General features: G+C 46.4%; 17 protein-coding genes. 11 read left to right on the forward strand and 6 right to left on the reverse strand.

Annotated elements, in window-relative coordinates; genetic code table 11:
- The first annotated feature begins 53 nt into the window (after window positions 1-53).
- The 3 genes from QUB24_RS20685 (at window position 54) to QUB24_RS20695 (ending at window position 936) form a co-directional block, all read left to right on the forward strand.
- A complete protein-coding gene (locus tag QUB24_RS20685; protein ID WP_333155095.1) occupies window positions 54-293 on the forward strand; it encodes an NUDIX hydrolase in 240 nt (79 codons plus the stop codon).
- On the forward strand, window positions 280-417 hold the full coding sequence (locus QUB24_RS20690; RefSeq protein WP_333155096.1) for a hypothetical protein: 138 nt from the start codon (window positions 280-282) through the stop codon (window positions 415-417). The genes QUB24_RS20685 and QUB24_RS20690 overlap by 14 nt, the downstream gene beginning before the upstream one ends.
- A 63-nt stretch (window positions 418-480) precedes the next feature.
- Window positions 481-936 (forward strand): GTP pyrophosphokinase, encoded by a 456-nt coding sequence (locus tag QUB24_RS20695; RefSeq protein WP_333155157.1) that lies wholly within the window; start codon window positions 481-483, stop codon window positions 934-936.
- Between the two features lie 105 nt (window positions 937-1,041).
- On the opposite strand, the gene fabG is transcribed toward QUB24_RS20695, so the two are convergent.
- Window positions 1,042-1,806 carry a 3-oxoacyl-[acyl-carrier-protein] reductase gene (fabG, locus tag QUB24_RS20700; RefSeq protein WP_333155097.1) on the reverse strand — a complete coding sequence of 255 codons (765 nt, stop codon included), beginning with the start codon at window positions 1,804-1,806 and terminating at the stop codon, window positions 1,042-1,044.
- Window positions 1,807-1,879: 73 nt separating this feature from the next.
- Here fabG and trxA point away from each other — a divergent pair, with 73 nt between their 5' ends.
- Window positions 1,880-2,197, forward strand: a complete 318-nt coding sequence (trxA, locus tag QUB24_RS20705; protein WP_333155098.1) for a thioredoxin — start codon at window positions 1,880-1,882, stop codon at window positions 2,195-2,197.
- Between the two features lie 159 nt (window positions 2,198-2,356).
- Window positions 2,357-2,935, forward strand: coding sequence for a hypothetical protein (locus tag QUB24_RS20710; RefSeq protein ID WP_333155099.1), 579 nt, complete (start codon window positions 2,357-2,359; stop codon window positions 2,933-2,935).
- A 73-nt stretch (window positions 2,936-3,008) separates the two neighbouring features.
- Here QUB24_RS20710 and prmA read toward each other — a convergent pair whose 3' ends face one another.
- Both prmA and serA read right to left on the reverse strand, forming a co-directional pair.
- Window positions 3,009-3,899, reverse strand: coding sequence for a 50S ribosomal protein L11 methyltransferase (gene prmA, locus QUB24_RS20715; RefSeq protein ID WP_333155100.1), 891 nt, complete (start codon window positions 3,897-3,899; stop codon window positions 3,009-3,011).
- A 184-nt stretch (window positions 3,900-4,083) separates the two neighbouring features.
- Entirely contained in the window at window positions 4,084-5,667 is a 1,584-nt protein-coding gene (gene serA / locus QUB24_RS20720; RefSeq protein ID WP_333155101.1) for a phosphoglycerate dehydrogenase, read from the reverse strand.
- Between the two features lie 288 nt (window positions 5,668-5,955).
- Here serA and QUB24_RS20725 point away from each other — a divergent pair, with 288 nt between their 5' ends.
- From QUB24_RS20725 to QUB24_RS20745, 5 genes are all read left to right on the forward strand, one after another.
- On the forward strand, window positions 5,956-6,462 hold the full coding sequence (locus tag QUB24_RS20725; protein ID WP_333155102.1) for a hypothetical protein: 507 nt from the start codon (window positions 5,956-5,958) through the stop codon (window positions 6,460-6,462).
- Window positions 6,463-6,536: 74 nt separating this feature from the next.
- Entirely contained in the window at window positions 6,537-7,127 is a 591-nt protein-coding gene (locus QUB24_RS20730) for a Uma2 family endonuclease (protein ID WP_333092042.1), read from the forward strand.
- Between the two features lie 204 nt (window positions 7,128-7,331).
- The gene (locus QUB24_RS20735) at window positions 7,332-10,622 is read left to right on the forward strand and encodes a DEAD/DEAH box helicase (protein WP_333155103.1); all 3,291 of its coding nucleotides are present in this window, start codon (window positions 7,332-7,334) and stop codon (window positions 10,620-10,622) included.
- Window positions 10,623-10,718: 96 nt separating this feature from the next.
- Window positions 10,719-11,543, forward strand: coding sequence for an SWIM zinc finger family protein (locus QUB24_RS20740; RefSeq protein ID WP_333155104.1), 825 nt, complete (start codon window positions 10,719-10,721; stop codon window positions 11,541-11,543).
- 238 nt (window positions 11,544-11,781) lie between these two features.
- Window positions 11,782-12,561 (forward strand): photosystem II S4 domain protein, encoded by a 780-nt coding sequence (locus tag QUB24_RS20745; protein WP_333155105.1) that lies wholly within the window; start codon window positions 11,782-11,784, stop codon window positions 12,559-12,561.
- A gap of 672 nt (window positions 12,562-13,233) precedes the next feature.
- Here the strand turns inward: QUB24_RS20745 and QUB24_RS20750 are convergent.
- Window positions 13,234-14,022 (reverse strand): SDR family oxidoreductase, encoded by a 789-nt coding sequence (locus tag QUB24_RS20750; RefSeq protein WP_333155107.1) that lies wholly within the window; start codon window positions 14,020-14,022, stop codon window positions 13,234-13,236.
- A gap of 96 nt (window positions 14,023-14,118) precedes the next feature.
- Here QUB24_RS20750 and QUB24_RS20755 point away from each other — a divergent pair, with 96 nt between their 5' ends.
- The gene (locus QUB24_RS20755; RefSeq protein ID WP_333155108.1) at window positions 14,119-15,459 is read left to right on the forward strand and encodes a hypothetical protein; all 1,341 of its coding nucleotides are present in this window, start codon (window positions 14,119-14,121) and stop codon (window positions 15,457-15,459) included.
- 163 nt (window positions 15,460-15,622) lie between these two features.
- Here QUB24_RS20755 and QUB24_RS20760 read toward each other — a convergent pair whose 3' ends face one another.
- Window positions 15,623-15,859, reverse strand: coding sequence for a 2Fe-2S iron-sulfur cluster-binding protein (locus QUB24_RS20760; RefSeq protein ID WP_006634188.1), 237 nt, complete (start codon window positions 15,857-15,859; stop codon window positions 15,623-15,625).
- Between the two features lie 75 nt (window positions 15,860-15,934).
- Window positions 15,935-17,401 carry a cobyric acid synthase CobQ gene (cobQ, locus tag QUB24_RS20765; protein WP_333155109.1) on the reverse strand — a complete coding sequence of 489 codons (1,467 nt, stop codon included), beginning with the start codon at window positions 17,399-17,401 and terminating at the stop codon, window positions 15,935-15,937.
- Window positions 17,402-17,530 lie beyond the last annotated feature (129 nt).

Raw genomic sequence — 17,530 nt, forward strand, 5'->3', positions numbered from 1 at the left:
CCGCTGAAAGTAAAAGTGAAGGGGGAGGGACTTGAAGCCTCCCATGCCTATAAATGACTATACTTTTACCAGCTATGGCCAGTCAAGGAAGGCTTTCTACTTTTGGTGGTGGCGTGGACATTGGAGAAAGTCCACAGCAGGCAGCCCTGCGAGAAATGGAGGAAGAAACTTGCCTCACAACCAATTATTACAAAATGGAGTTGAGCACAACTTTTACTCACCAAAAGACTCAAGATGAGAGAAAAATTTTACAAAAAAAACCATCTTTTTTTGGCGAGAGTGAGCGAGAGTGATAAAATAGAAATCAAAGAAGGTGTGGGTTTGGTAGTTTTGAGAAAAGATGTAGATTTTGAAAAAGTCAACGCAGGGGAAGGTACTCAAAGGGCTTGGAAATTGTTGCAGGAATATTTAAAATAAAAACTCCTACACTACGTTTTCCCCGCGAGGGGAATGAAACTTTAATAGAGAACTTCTTTGACGATGTTGTCAAATACGAATTCAGATTACGAATCATTACTACAGCGGGCGATCGCGATCGCCGCAAAAGCTCATGAGGGGCAGGTTGATAAGGCAGGCAATCTCTATATCGCTCATTCGCTATTTGTGATGGACAATGTAAATTCTCTAGAGCAAAAAATCGTAGCGGTTCTACACGATGCGGTCGAAGATTCTGAACTGACACTGGAGCAACTTAGAAGCGAAGGTTTTCCTGAAGTTCTAGTCTCGGCGATCGAGGCGATTACCAAAATAGAAGGAGAACCTTATGCAGCTTATTTAGAACGTGTGATTGCCAACCCGATCGCACTGCAAGTCAAAATCGTTGATGTTACTCATAATCTCGATCTGCGTCGCATCGCCCATCCGACAGAGGCAGATTTTCAACGCATTGCCAAATACAAAAAAGTCCTCAGTCAGTTGCGTGCCGCCTTAAAGTAATTATTAACCGCAGATATCCGCCTTCATCGTGGCACAGGCATCTTGCCTGTGCGATATCTGGGCATCTTACCTGTGCGATATCTGCGGTTAAAAAAATCCCCAAATCTAAGCCATCACCATCCCCCCATCCACATTAAAAACCTGCCCGGTTATATAAGCCGCCGCCGCATCTGCCGCCAAAAACTTCACCATCCCCGCAACTTCCTCAACTTCCCCATATCTCCCCAGCGGAATATACTTCAAAATCTCATCAGACTTGACATCCTTAGTCATATCTGTAGTGATAAAACCCGGTGCAACCGCATTCACAGTAATCCCGCGACTCGCCAACTCCTTCGCCACAGTTTTAGTAAACCCAATTACCCCAGCTTTCGCCGCACTGTAATTAGCTTGTCCCGGATTGCCCATTTGCCCAGCAACCGAAGCAATATTAATAATTCGGCCGCTTCGCTGTTTCAGCATGATTTTACTGGCAGCTTTCGCACACAAAAACACGCCAGTTAAATTCAAATCAATTACCGCTTGCCAATCTTCCAACTTCATCCGCAGCAGCAAAGTATCGCGAGTAATGCCGGCATTGTTCACCAAAATGTCAATTCGTCCCCATTTTTGCATGACATTACTGGTGAGTAAATCTACTTGGTCAGTTTTCGAGACATCTGCTGCAAGTGCGACAGCTTCTCCTCCAGCAGCGACTATTTCTGCTACCACCTCATCAGCAGCAGCACTCGAACTGGCATAGTTGACGGCGACTTTAGCGCCTTCTGCTGCTAGGGTTAAAGCAACGGCGCGACCGATTCCCCGCGACGCACCGGTCACGACAGCAACTTGACCCCGCAATCTCTGAAAAGTCTCTGGTAATAGTTCCATAATTGTATCCTCGCAATCTACCAGAGAATTTTGCACTAAAATCGAGCCAGAACCCAAAAAATTATTTTGTCTTATGGCAGTTCAAAAACAGTTCAGCAGTTTTGAAGAGTTACTATCGGGCTCTGACTTGCCGGTGTTGGTAGATTTTTACGCTACTTGGTGCGGGCCTTGTCAGATGATGGCACCGATTTTGGAACAAGTGAGTGGTCAGATGAAAGACAAGCTGATGGTTGTCAAAATTGACACCGATAAGTACGAACAGTTGGCGTCGCAGCATCACATTTATGCTTTGCCGACTTTGGTGTTGTTCAAAAATGGCGCTGAGGTCGATCGCATTGAGGGAGTGGTGCAAGCGGCGCAGTTGATTGATCGAGTGCAACCTTTCTTGTAACCGGAGCCAATTATCTCACACGTAGGGTGCGTCAGCCAATAGACATTTCCCAAAATGATATTCAAGAACAGGCAGGATGCCTGTTCCACAACAATTATGGGAGATGTCTAATATCTGATTCATTATGAATAAGATAATCCTAGTTGACGCTCCCTACTGATGAAGACTCCCAGCCACGCTATTATCAATCTGGCAATTCTTGGCAAACCGCAACTGCCGCAAGCTAATCTCATTATTGCGATCGGCGGAATTTTGCCGGATATTCCGATATTTTTATTTTACGTTTGGGCGAAATACATTGCTCGCTTGCCCGCAGCTACAATTTGGTCAAAAGCATATTATGAGCCTTTTGTGCAAGATATTGTGGCTCTGTTTCATTCAATTCCCCTTGCGGTTATTGGTTTGCTAATTGCTTATTACTTTGGCTGGCAAAGTGTGCAAATTTTGTTTATCAGTATGATACTACACTCTCTGGGGGATTTGCCCGTCCACAATGACGACGCTCACAGGCACTTTTTTCCGTTCAGCAATTACCGTTTTATCAGTCCGTTTTCTTATTGGGATAGGAAGCACTACGGGTCAATTGTTTCTGTGGTGGAAATGTTGTTAGTGCTGCTGTCAACTTACCGCGTTTTGGGTTTTGTTAATTCTTATGTTGGAAAAACGTTGTTGATTTTGGTGAATGGTTTTTACTGGGCTGGCGCGGTTTATTTTCAGGTGCGACATTTATTTAAATAAATTCACTTCCCAAAGATGAAACATGAATTCAAAATTACCAATTAGCAATTAGGAATTAGCAATTACCATATTGTTAACTACGCCGAATATTAAAACAACACCAATCTTGGCGCTTCCACAGAGTAGCGACAATCCAGCCATGCTGTTCGAGAGTGTCAGCAATTGGCTTAGCTTGTTCTAGCAAAATGCCGCTGAGCACGGCCCAAGTAGTCGGTTTGCTAATTGCAGTGAATTGCGGAATTAAATCAATGATTACTTCTGCTAAAATGTTGCATATCAAACCGTCGATCGGCTCATCGACCATTTCTTTCAGGCGATCGATACTTCCGAGCTCTGCAACCAACTGCTGAGAATTAACGCGGTTGAGTAGTCTGTTGCTAATGGTCGATCGCACAGCCAAAGGATCAGTATCCAAAGCATAAACTTTTGTAGCGCCCAACAACACCGCGCCGATCGACAAAATACCCGATCCGCAGCCGATATCGGCAACTACGCACTTGCTGTCATCAAAACCGAGCCGCATTTCCAGCGACTCCAGACACAGTTGAGTAGTAGCGTGAGCACCAGTACCGAAAGCCACACCGGGATCTAAACGCAAAATAATGCGATCGGTATCAGTCGGTGGGGGCAGCCAAGCGGGATTAATTAAAAAGCGATCGCCCACTTCTTGAGGCTGCCAGTGCTCCTTCCAAGTGCTGCCCCAGTCTTCGTCTTCAATCAAATCCCACTGCATCGCAGGTAGGGGCAAACCTGCACACAGAGCATCTTGGCGCAGCCACAGAGACAGAGCGGCCAAATCCAGCAATCCTGCCTGTTCTTCGGGCAAATAAGCCGACATCAGGCAGGAATTGCTTTTGATCTCCGTAGCAGTTCCCCGACAGTTAAACCGTTCCAGACGCCAAAAGATGATATCTTCCAGCGCCGGATCGCAAAGAATTCTAATTTCCCACCAGCTATGTGCCATAACGATTTTAGATTTTAGATTTTAGATTTTAGATTGGCCCAGGGGAACTGGAGACTGGGAAGTGGGGAGTGAGGAAGGAGGATTGGCTAATAGAAAAATTCCCGCTTTCAGGCCAATTACCAATGACCAATTACCCATTACCAATTATCAGCCCTGGCATCCAAAATCTAAACTCCAAAATCCGTCAAAGATTTACCGTGTAAGCATCCCGAATTCCCGGAACTTTTAGGATCTCCGCCAGTATCCCTTCTGGTAGAGGGTCATCGAGGCTCAAAACCATCACCGCATCGCCTCGCACGATTTTACGGCCTACCTGCATACTGGCAATATTGACATTAAAACTGCCCAATTGGGAACCAATTTTGCCAATAATCCCCGGCATATCGCGGTGCAGGGTAAACAGCATATGGTGAGTGGGGGAAACGTTGACCGGGAAATCGTCAACGCTGGTAATCCGAATTTCGCTTTCGCCGAGCACTGCACCTGTCACTGTGTGTTCGCCGAGAGTTCCCTTGGCCGAGAGGTGCAGGGATCCGGTGTAGTCGCGAATTGAGGCGTCTCTGGTTTCGACGACGCGAATTCCGCGTTCTTTGGCTTCAATGCTGGCGTTGACGTAGTTAACGCGCTCTCGCAGGGCTTGGGAGAGCAGGCCTTTGAGGGCGGCGACGACTACGGGCTGGCTTTGGTTGCTGGCCAATTCGCCTTGCAGTTGAACGTTGAGGTAATCGACTCGGCCTCCGGCTAGCTGGCTGACGAGGTTGCCGAGGGTTTCGGCGAGTTGCAGGTAGGGTTTGAGTTTTTCGATCGAGTCTGGGTAAATTCCTGGTATGTTAACAGCCGATCGCGCGGGCAGCCCCAACAGTACATCGCGGATTTGTTCAGCCACATCGATCGCCACATTCACCTGAGCTTCCGCTGTGGATGCTCCCAAGTGGGGCGTCAGCACGATGTTTTGACCGACACTCCGCAACGGGGAATCAGCTTCCAGCGGCTCGTGTTCGTAAACGTCCAAAGCTGCGCCGGCGATCTTGCCTTCTTTGATGGCTTCTGCGAGGGCTGCTTCGTCGATGATGCCGCCTCTGGCGCAGTTTATGATGCGGGCCGTAGGCTTCATTTTCGACAGCACTTCAGCGTTAATTAAGTGCAGGGTTTCCGGCGTTTTGGGGATGTGCAGGGTGATGTAGTCAGATTCGCGCATCAGCAGTTCGAGTTCTACCAAGCGGCAGCCCAACTGGTCGGCTCTTTCGGTCGAAATGAAGGGATCGTAAGCCAGCAGTTTCATGCCCATTGCTTTGGCTGCGGCGGCGAGGTGCGAGCCGATTTTGCCCAAACCGACGATGCCGAGGGTTTTTTTGTAAACTTCTACGCCGAGAAAGCGGTTGCGTTCCCATTTACCCGCTTTGACGGATTCGTTAGCTTCCGGGATGTGGCGGGACATCGAGAGCATCATGGCGATCGCGTGTTCGGCGGCGGCGATCGTGTTGCCTTCGGGGGAATTGACGACTACAATTCCTTTGCGGGTAGCGGCGGGTACATCGACATTATCTACGCCGACGCCGGCTCTGCCGATGATTTTGAGTAGATTGCCAGCTTCGATGATTTCTTTGGTAACTTGGGTACCAGAACGGATCATTAAAGCGTCGTAATCTGGAATAATTCGTACCAGTTCTTCGGCTGAGAGTCCTGTGTTTACGTCAACTTGCGCGACTTGGGAGAGGATGTCAATTCCGGCTTGGTAGATCGGATCGGATACTAGAACTTTAGGCATAGCAAGCAATTGAGTGCAATAGTAAAAATAGACCGAGCGTTGGCGAGCTCAAAGTTGAGACTTACACTTAGAGCAGTATCTAACAGCTCAGCTCAAGCTTGCCTTTGTGCAGTTTGAATTGTATCTGTATTCGGTCAAGGTCGGCCGTTTTTTGCATGAAATATTTTAGCTTTGCGGGCGATCGGACTCTCTGACCGTCTGAAAATCCCCCAAGTGCTTAGCTAGTATGTCTTTTCGGTCTATAATAGACTTTGGCTATTCCAGCCTAACTATCAGGAATTATTGTCAATGAATTATCTTATCGCCGTACTGCCCGATCGAATGCAAGCCGAAGCTGCCTACTGTGCTCTGGAAAAAGAAGGCTTGCCTATGAAGCAAGTGAGCATTTTGGGCCGTGGCTACAAAACTGCTGATGAATTTGGCTTGATCGACCCGAACCAGCAAGCGAAGAAACAAGCTAAACTCATGGCTATTTGGCTGATTCCCTTTGGCTTTATTGCTGGGGTTACTTTCAGCTTGATTACTGAGTTGAAGACTTTTGCCTGGGCGGGGGAAATTGGCGATCACGCGATCGGTGGTGTACTCGGTGCGATCGCCGCTGCAATGGGCAGTGTGTTTGTTGGAGGCGCGGGCGGTATGGCTTTTGGTAGCGGCGATGCTTTGCCCTACCGCAACCGTTTGAATGCGGGTAAATTTTTGATTGCGGTTAAGGGTACTGATGATTTGACTGGGAAAGCTGCGAAGATTTTGCAGCAGTTTGAACCGGAAAATATCCAAGGTTATACAGAGACTTAGTTATTTGTTTGTTAACAGTTGACTGTTGACTGTTGACTGTTGACATTCAACTCGTGTAATATTTGAAGGCAGTTATGGAATTACAAACTATCCCCCTACATTCTCCACTAGAATTAACGCTCGAATTAACTGACGAGCAGTTTTTTCAGTTGTGTATAGACAACCGGGATTTAAGATTTGAGCGGACTGCTAGTGGAGGATTAATTATTATGCCACCTACAGGTAGCGAGACTGGTAATTTCAACATTGACTTATCGTATCAACTTCAATCTTGGAGCAGACAAAATAAGCATTTGGGAATTGCTTTTGATTCTTCCACTGGATTTAAACTGCCCGACGGTACAGATATTTCTCCCGATGCTGCTTGGATTCGGCGCGATAGGTGGGATGCTTTAACTGCTGAAGAAAAAAAGAAATTTGCGCCGATTTGTCCCGATTTTGTGGTGGAATTGCGATCGACAACTGACTCTCTAGAAAAATTGCGGGCTAAAATGAAAGTGTATGTGAAAAATGGAGCGAGGTTGGGATGGTTGCTCGATCGCAAAAATAGAAAAGTAGAAATCTCCCGTCAAGGTTCAGATGTGGAAATTTTAGACTCGCCTGCAACTCTGTCAGGCGAAGATGTATTACCCGGTTTTGTGTTGGATTTAACAGATATTTTCTAAATTTGTAAGAAGACTCGGCGGTTGAAACCGCATCTATCAAGTCCAAACCCGCAGAGGGTGGTTAAAGAGGACAACTGGGGTAAAATTACGTTATTCGGCATCCAGCAGACATGGTTTGTATAAACCTGCTTTCAACCGCCGTCTTATCTTTTCCCACTCATTGATGATATGATAGGCTGCCAAAGGTTGCGTTTGGTATAACCTATGAAAATCCTCCACGGGACTTGGATTCCTCAAGCAGAAGAGAGTTTTGTTCAAGGTGGAACTTTTTGTCTGTGGGTTGAAACCACTCAAAAGAAAAAACAGCCTGCTAAGGTTCATCCCCGACAATTGGAGACGGCACAGTTAAGAGAGTTTCTAACGAAAGAAGCCGGGATTCAACTGTCAGCAGTCAGCAATACAAGTGCGATGGGGCGAGAATACGCGATCGTCCCTCGGTATTTTTTACTGCCCACTGCCGACAACCAGCCGTTACCATCTTTAGAACTAGCGCGATATTTAGAGACAGAATTACCCGAAACATTTGAGTTGGAGTATTGGCAAGTTGATTGTGTGTGCATCGCCACCCACACTTTGACTAAAGTATTGAACGATCTGCATTTTTTTGCCCTCTACGATTTAGCAGAAGTTCAGTTTGGTTCAGACTTGCTATTTTGGTATCACTACACCCAAAATTTTAAGCAAATTGTTCTGAAAGATCATTATATTCCGGCGTTGCGCTATCGAGAAACTGCTCCGATCGCGCTCGCACCCATCGAAACATCCGAACCCGCTGAGAAAGCCACGCGCGGGCGTAAGAAAGCGGGCGAGACAAAAACCAAAACAACTGCAAAAACTCCAAAAATACCTCCCAAAATTGCACCCAGCTTTGAGATTTATCCGGGATGGGAAATTGTTTCAACACAGTACGAAACTGATTTACAACGCTATGTTGAATGGATGCCTTTAGTTTGTGTGTCCGGTTTTCGGAAGATCCAGCTACAAGATACACCAAAGTTCTACGATCGCGAACGGTTGCTGCGGCATTTTTCCGAGTGTGCGATCGCGGAAATTGTCACTCAAACCCCCATCCCAGCATCGTTTGAAAATAAGATTGCGGATTCTTTACTCCAAATCTGCCTCAACCAAACACGAAAAATCGCGCGAGTAAGCCTTGAACAATACCGGCAATGGCAAACCTGGCGCGATCGCATTACGCGCAATCAATCTGCTGACTCATTCTCCCTCTGCTTTCAACTACAATCCCCCGAAAACCCCGAACAGCCTTGGGTTTTAGAGTTTCAGGTGGCTGCGAAAAAAGACCCATCTCTGCGGATGCCGTTGCAGGATTATTGGCGATCGCGATCGACTCAACAAAAACAGTTGCAAACACAATTCGGAGACAACTTTGAGCAACATTTGCTGACAAATCTCGGCTACGCTGCCCGCATTTATCCCCAACTTTGGCAAGGGCTAGAAACCGACAAACCCGTTAACATTACCCTCAGCTTAGATGATGCTTTCACCTTTCTTAGTGAGTCCGCTTGGGTATTAGAAGATGCTGGATACAAAGTGATTGTCCCCGCTTGGTGGACGCCGAAGGGACGACAACGGGCGAAGATTCGCCTGCAAGTCAAAGGGAAGGGCAGCAAGAGCGCTGCAATCAAGGGCAAAGGATTGTTTTCGGCGGATTCCTTGGTGGAATATCAATATGAATTGGCGATCGGGGGTGAACGGGTTAGCGAACAAGAATGGCAGGCGTTAGTAAATAGCAAAACACCGCTGGTGCAGTTCCGAGGACAATGGATGGAACTGGACAAAGACAAGATGCAGGAGATGCTGGAGTTTTGGAAAAAACATCGCCAAGAAAACCCCGATTTAAGCCTGATTGACTTTATGAAGTTGACGGCAGAAGGAGAAGCGAGCGAACAGTTGGAGGTTGAGCGCGATCGGGCTTTATCGGATATGTTGGAGAAGCTGAACGATAAGAGTCGGTTAGAGTTAATTGCAGATCCAGCAAATTTTCAGGGCAAGTTACGGGATTACCAAAAGCGCGGCGTTTCTTGGTTGAGTTATTTGGAAAGTTTGGGATTAAATGGCTGTCTTGCCGATGATATGGGTTTGGGTAAATCGGCGCAGGTAATTGCTCGATTATTGCAAGAGCGGAAAATTTTATCTACTACAAAAGAGACAGAAAAAGAGACAGAAAAAGCGATCGCACCTTCGGTTTTACCCACGCTGCTAATTGCGCCTACATCCGTAGTTGGTAACTGGCAAAAGGAAATGGAAAAATTTGCTCCAGAATTGCGATCGCTGATTCACCACGGCCCTCAACGTTTGCAAGATGCCAAAGCATTCAAAGCCGCCGTCCAAGATTGTGATATGTTGATCACTTCCTTTACCTTGGTGCGAAAAGATGAGAAGCTGTTGAGCAGCGTAGCGTGGCATCGCGTGGTAATTGATGAAGCCCAGAATATTAAAAATCCGAAAGCGGCGCAAACAAAGGCGATTTTAAAGTTACCCGCTACCCATCGACTAGCATTGACTGGAACACCCGTGGAAAATCGATTGTTGGATTTATGGTCAATTTTTAATTTTCTCAATCCCGGATATTTGGGTAAAGAGGCGCAGTTTCGGAAGTTGTTTGAATTACCGATTCAAAAACATGGGAGTCGCACACAATCAGCAGCGCTCAAAAAATTAGTAGAACCTTTTATCCTGCGCCGTCTGAAAACCGATAAGTCGATTATTCAGGATCTCCCCGACAAAGTTGAGCAAAAACTCTACTGCAATCTCACCCGCGAGCAAGCTTCGCTTTATGAAGCGATTGTGAAAGAGGTAGAACAAGAAATTGACGCGGCGGAAGGGATGAAGCGCAAGGGGATGATTTTGGCGACACTGCTGAAGCTGAAGCAAATTTGTAACCATCCGCGCCAGTTTTTGCAAGATGAAAGTGAGTTTACACCAGAGCGATCGCACAAACTGGAACGGCTGATCGAGATGATTGAGGAAGTCAAAGCAGAGGGCGAAAGTTTATTGGTATTTACGCAGTTTACAGAACTGGGAAGCGCCTTGGAAAAATACATTAAACAAACGCTACATTACAACACTTACTACATCCACGGGGGAACCAGTCGCGAAAAACGGGAACGGATGATTTCAGAGTTTCAAGATCCAGAGTCTGAACCGTCGGTATTTATTCTGTCACTGAAGGCCGGCGGTGTAGGAATTACGCTGACAAAAGCCAATCACGTGTTCCATTTCGATCGCTGGTGGAATCCGGCAGTGGAAGATCAGGCGACGGATCGGGCGTTTCGGATCGGACAGGAAAAAAATGTGTTTGTGCATAAGTTTGTGGCGATTGGCACTTTGGAAGAAAAAATTGACCAAATGATTGAGGACAAAAAGAAATTGGCAGGGTCAATTATTGGTGCGGATGAGTCGTGGTTGACTGAGTTGGATAATGAGGCATTTAAGAAATTAATTAGGCTCAATAAAAATGCGGTTCTAGATTAGGAGAAACAACATAAGAGAGGGAGAGGGAGAGAGGGGGAGAGAGGGAGAGGATTTTTGATTGTCATCGAAATATACAATTTAAATGCAGAACAGCTTATGTCACAATTTACTCGGACTTGGTGGGGCAATAAATTTATCGATGCGTTAGAAAGATTTACAGATTCTGGGCGACTTGGGCGGGGACGTGCCTATGCACGAAACGGCAAGGTAAAAAGCTTTGGCATGAATGATGGGTTAGTGATGGCACAGGTGAGAGGCTCGGTTAATCCTTATTTTGGGGTTTATAAGGAGCCTCTGTACACAACTCAAATTGAGTTTGAGCCGATTAGTCAGGCAAAGTGGAAAGTGGCGATCGCCCAAATGGCATCAAAAGCCAGCTTCATTTCTCGGCTGCTAATAAACGAAATGCCCGACAACATTGAAAATGCTTTCTCACCCCTCGGATTGCACCTTTTACCCAGCAGCCGCGAGGACTTTAAGACTACTTGCTCTTGCCCAGACTATAGCAATCCCTGCAAACATATTGCCGGAGTTTATTATTTGGTGGCGGCCGAATTGGACAAAGATCCATTTTTACTGTTTGAATTACGGGGGCTTTCTAAGGAAGTGCTGCACCGCGAATTAGCAAAAACGCCTTTGGGTTTGGCGCTTTCTGCCGAGTTGACGGCGGATGCAGCGGCCCCTGTGGCGGTGGATTCCTATTACACGCGGGCGATCGCCAGTGAGGCGCAAACGGTCAGCCTGAAAGAGTTTTGGCACGGTGCGAAGCGGTTGCCGCAGACGATTGAGGTGGCAGCGCAAAGTGGGGTAAGTGCGATCGTGGTGAAGAAACAGGGAGATTTTCCACAGTTTTGGCACAAGGATGGTTCGTTTATTGAGGCGATGGAAGAACTGTATTTGCGGGTGAAGAAGAATAAGTAGTTGGGTGGACAATTTTGCTGCCATACTCGATCGATCTCTTGCAAAAACTTTAACTCGAAGACTTCATAGATTTGGTACAATAATCGTGCTCATCATATCAGCTTTACCAGCAACTAAAATCATACGATGGTTATTTGATGATTTTAGACTATAATTAAATTAGTGCGACTGTTAAAAAAGTAGACTTTTTAGTTACAGCAAGCTTTGGCAATTTCAAATTAGAATCTAAAATTGACTGATGTTACCAAGAGAAGAACTGTTAAAAGGCATTGAAAACCGCGAATGTGTGGCGCGGGCGATCGACCAAGCGGAACAAGCAATTAAAACTTGGGAAATTACTCTGACTGATTTTCTGTCGCCTCCAGAATTGGCGGACACTCTGACGGTATTTAAACGCTTAACAGACGTGGAATTAGTGGCTTGGGGCGGCTACCCGCAAGCTGAAAGACAAAGAATTGCGATCGCGCGATCGGATATCCCGATCGACTCTGCTAGCGTTAACGTTGCTGCGGTAGAAATCGCTGGCAATTTCTTGTTCGATACAGCTTCTCACCGCGACTTTTTGGGGGCGATGTTGGGTACGGGAATTGTCCGCGAGAAAACTGGCGATGTGATTGTTTTGGGTGAACGCGGCGCGCAAGCGATTGTCATGCCGGAGATGGTAGAGTATTTGGAGATGAGTTTGCAGCAAGTGCGATCGGTTCCTGTGCAAACGCGGCGCATTGAGTTGAGCGAACTCAAAATTAGAGAACCCAAAAAGAAAGAAATGACAACCGTTGAAGCATCCATGAGATTGGATGCTGTCGCCTCGGCTGGGTTCGCAATGTCTCGCAGCAAGATGGCCGATTTGATTGGCAGCGGCGACGTGCGAGTTAACTGGAAAGACGTTACTCAAGCTAGTTATAATGTCAAGTCTGGAGATTTAATTGCTGTTACGGGCAAGGGAAGATTGGAAATTGGGGAAGTTGCTGTTACTAAGAAGGAACGCTATCGAGTCCAGTTAACTCGATATTTGTAATTTATAGCCCAGAAACCGGGGTTTTTCCGAGAATATGGATACACCGCGTAAAAACTGCGAAAAACCCGGTTTCTTTGGTTTCTGTGGTAGTCCTGGACGCTTGGCAAAATTGGAGAACCTTCATCTATCTGTGGGTGCGATGGTTTGTCCTGGGGGTCGTTTGTTTGTCCGCGAGTCCGCCAGGGGTTGAAACCCCTGTCTAATAGCTAAAGTCGGTTGAAACCGACTGAAGAATATGGTGAAAAATAATCGATTATGGTGACAAATACTCGATGGTTTATTTAATGTGCTTTTGAGTCCTCTTGAGCGAGGACTTTCGCTATGAGACGGGGGTTTCAACCCCCGGCGGACTTGTGGGGTAGCGTCGGGGATTTTGGTGGCGGGGATTTTGGTGGCCCGAATGTGCGATCGACCTTTTGGTAAAATTTTGGGAGGTTCATTTGTTTGTGGGTGCGATTATTTGTCCACGGGGCCGTTTGTTTGTCCGCGATTCCGCGATTCCGCCAGGGGTTGAAACCCCTGTCTCATAGCTAAAGTCGGTTGAAACCGACTGAAGAATGGTGAACAATACTCGATGATGGTGACACATACTCGATGGTTTATTTAATTTGCTATTGAGTCCTCTTGAGCGAGGACTTTCGCTATGAGACGGGGGTTTCAACCCCCGGCGGACTATTCCTCTTTCGCCCGAAACACCTTTTCTACCGACTTCACCAACAGTTCTCGCGGCATCAATCGAGGCAGATTGGCGATGATTTGATTGGGAATTCCCCCTGTTACAACATTAGACTCATTTTTTTCTAAAGCTTTCAAAGCATCTCGCACTACTTCCGCTGCGGGAACGAGTTTTTGCCCGCTGCTGGATGCCATTGATTGAGGAAATTCAGCTACTGCGAAAAAGTCCGATTCTGTCGGCCCTGGACAAAGGCACAAAACGCGAATTCCTAAATCTTTGTTTTCCGCCCAAAGTGCCTCGCTGAAACTCAAAACAAAGGCTTTAGTCGCTGCATACATCGACAAGTACGGCATCGGTTGAAAAGCTGCGATGGAGGCAACATTGATAATACTTCCTGATTTTCGCTGCCGCATTCCCTGCAAAAATAAGTGCGATAGTTCAACTAATGCTACAATATTTAGTTGCACCATGGTTAGTTGTTTCGCAAGCGGGCGATCAGCAAAAGCACCGTAATCGCCAAAACCCGCATTGTTCACCAACAAATCAACCGTCCAACCTTTTTTAACAACCGCGTCAAATACAGCATTTGTGGCTCCTGGTGCCGTCAAATCTTGAACGATAATTTCGACCAAAATATTGAATTCCTGTTGCAGTTGAGCAGCTAGCTGTTGCAATTTGTCTTCGGAACGAGCTACCAAGATTAGATTGTGCTGGCGTTTGGCTAATTCGGCGGCAAAGGCTGCACCAATTCCGCCAGAAGCACCGGTGATTAAAGCAGTGGGCATGAACTTAATTCGGATTATTTGATATAAAGTTTATATATTTTAACAATTATTTTGACTGGAGCCTGTAAAATAATTAAAAGGGAATAGGTGAGTTTTATGGCGCGTCTTACCGATCGAGCTTTTGAAATTTTGCGGGCCGAAGTTGACAAGTGCGCGGCGGCTGATAGTCTAGCCGGTGATGTCTACCGACGGATGGTAATCAAGCGGTTGGAGAAGTTGCGCTTGCAAAACGGCACATTCGCCTCAAGAGAAGAAATCCGCGATACCTTCAAAGACGAATTTCCCAACTTCAGCGAACAAGCTCTCAAAGCTGCCGTCAAAGCCAACCGCCCGCCCGGATTGTTCGGTAAAATCATCTTTGCTGGGAGTTTGTTGGGAAGTGCTGCGGGGATAATTTGGCTGATTAACCTACCTTTTCCGATGATTCGCTGGCCCGTGGCCAAAACAATGCCGATATTGTTGCTGCCGAGTTTTATGAGTATGGATCACAATTATCGGCAGGCGATCGCCCTTGTGGAACAATCCGATCAACTGGTGAATAAAGCGACGGCTGTCGCTGATTTTGACTTGGGCGAAATTAAAGCAAAACAAGCGCAAAAACACCTCGACGCCTTACCAGTGTGGTTCCTCGGCTATTACCCACAGAGGTACTGCTCTTTTTTCCGCTGCAGTTGGCGGTTTACAGTCGATGAATTTGAAGCCGCCCGCAAAAATGTGGGGCGGATGGAGGCTCAGATTTTCCAGCAAAAAAATGCTTTTACTCAGTTAAATCAAGTCGAACAAACGCTAAAGGCCGCGAAACAGGAGTATCAGCAAGCCAAAACCGCTGCAGATAGACAAAAAGCGACGGTAAATTGGCAAAGTGCGATCGACCAACTCAATCAAATTCCCGCCGAAACCCTCGCGGGAGAAACGGCTAAGCAGAAACTCCAAGCAGCAGAGAGAGATTTTAAAGCAATGGGCGGTGTAGCCACCGGATCGGTGCGTGCGGACAACTTAATCGAAGCAGCAAAAGAATTTGCATTAACTGCGGCTGTAGCATCCCAGAAACCGCCTCATTCAGCAGAAACTTGGCAAAAAATAGCAGATTTGTGGCAAGCTGCCATTGAGAGACTCAGCCAAATTACATTTGATAATCCGGGCTATCTTGACGCTCAAACAAAACTAGCTGAATATCAAAATAATTTAGGTACTACAAAGATTCGACTGACAGCAGAGAGAGAGTCAGTGGAAGCTTTGAACCAGGCTAAGAGCTTGTTTGCTTCCTTGCAAAATAATGTAAATTCTCCCCGTCAAAATCCCGCTTACGCCCTCGGCCAATTGCAAGAAATTATCAATCAATTAGAATCCGTCAAACCCGGCACAACTGTTTATCCCGAATCCCAAAAATGGCTGCAATCTGCTCGCAAGAAACAGCAAGAATGGCAAAAGAATTAGTCAGTTGTCAGTTGTCAGTCAACAGTTAACAGTCAACAGTCAACCGTCAACCGTCAACCGTCAACCGTCAACCGTCAACCGTCAACCGTCAACCGTCAACAGTCAACCGTCAACAGTCAACCGTCAACAGTCAACCGTCAACAGTCAACCGTCAACTAACAAATTACCAAGTCGGGTCAACATACAGATTAATTGTCACTTGCTTTTTCCCCGAAGGGATGCCGGAAATACAAGCACAAATCGTATCTCCGCCATCAATTTCTACTTCGCAAGCGTGACAAGAACCCATGAGACAGCCGGTAGGAATAGAAACCCCTGCACGTTTGGCTACATCTAGCAAAAGCTCTCCTGGTTCAGCTTCAACTGTCACGTTATCAGGTAAAAAACAAACTTTTGTCATTGAATTTGAACCTCAACTCTAATAAACAATAATCAACAGTCAACAGTCAACAGTCAACAGTCAACAGTTAACTAATTAACCTAAAATATGCTTTATATCTAAATGCTTTTCCACTGTATCTGCTAGAGAGTCTAACAGAGTTTCGCGGTGTTCTCGGTAATTAGGAATACCTGTAGGCAATGCGCGGAGTCCCCGCTGCTGCCGCAAGTGATTTAACCAAGCTCGCCGCCAAGCTCCGTTGTCAAAGATGCCGTGCAGGTATGTACCCCAAATTGATTGAGAAGTATTGACAATGCCTAAACTAGCATCGTCAAATAGCGGTTGAGTCAAATCTGACTCTAGGATTTGCGTTTTTCCTTGATGAATTTCGTAACCGGAAACTGGCAAACCCGGTTGAGGATAGTTAGATGTTACGATTCGTTGGCGCGCAATTTTGTTCGGTGCCATCGCAGTTTTTAAAGGTAGCAATCCCAATCCGGGAAATTCTCCCTTTTCTCCCTCAATGCCTTCTTTATCGGTGATACTTTCTCCCAGCATCTGAAAGCCGCCACAAACTCCCATGACTGTACCGCCAGCTACTAAATAATTTTGAATAGCTTTTGCCATACCTGTTTGGCGCAGCACCTGCAAATCGGAAATTGTAGTTTTAGAGCCTGGTAAAATCACGGCGTCTGGATGGCCTAAATTGTCTTTTGGGCTGACATATTTGACGGTGACGGAAGTTTCCGACTCTAGGGGGTCAAAGTCGGTAAAATTGGAAATTCGGGGCAGGCGGATGACCGAAATATTTATGTCGGTTTGAGAATTGGGAGAACGCCGATCGAGCAAATCGAGAGAATCTTCTGAGGGAAACACTTCGTCTATCCAAGGAATCACCCCAACTACCGGGATTCCCGTCCTTTCTTCTAGCCAAGTCAGGCCCGGATCTAAGATCGATTTTTGCCCTCGGAACTTATTAATAATGAATCCTTTAATTAAAGCTCGTTCGTCTGGATCGAGCAATTCCAAAGTACCGATGATGTGAGCAAAAGCACCGCCGCGATCGATGTCAACTACTAGCAAAGTTCGAGCCTTTAAATATTTAGCTACCCGCATATTTGTTAAATCGCGGTGTTTGAGATTAATCTCAGCAGGGCTACCGGCTCCCTCACACACAATCATGTCAAATTCTTGCTTTAGAAATTCTAAAGAGTCCCGAATAGCTTGCCAGCCGATATCGAAATACTGTTCATAATATTGAGATGCTCGCACATTGGCGATCGCCCGGCCCTTGACAATTAATTGAGAAGTCATGTCTCCTTGTGGCTTGAGCAAAATCGGATTCATTTCTACCCAAGGTGCGACGCCCGCGGCCCAAGCTTGCACTGCTTGAGCGTAGCCAATCTCTCCGCCGGCGGCTGTGACATAGGAATTCAGTGCCATATTCTGACCTTTAAACGGAGTTACCCGCCAGCCTCGCCGAGAAAAGATTCGACACAAAGCTGCCACGAGTAAAGATTTCCCTGCGTGAGATGTTGTTCCCACGACCATAATTGCTTTCATAATATTAACGAAGAAGGAAGAAGGCAGAAGGCAGAAGGCAGAAGGCAGAAGTAAAAAGTAAGAAGTAATAAGTAAAAAGTAATAAGTAAAAAGTAAGAAGGCAGAAGGCAGAATCAAAAAAATTCTGGT

Origin of the sequence: Microcoleus sp. B9-D4, from assembly GCF_036705105.1 — a bacterium.
Taxonomy (GTDB): Bacteria; Cyanobacteriota; Cyanobacteriia; order Cyanobacteriales; family Microcoleaceae; genus Microcoleus.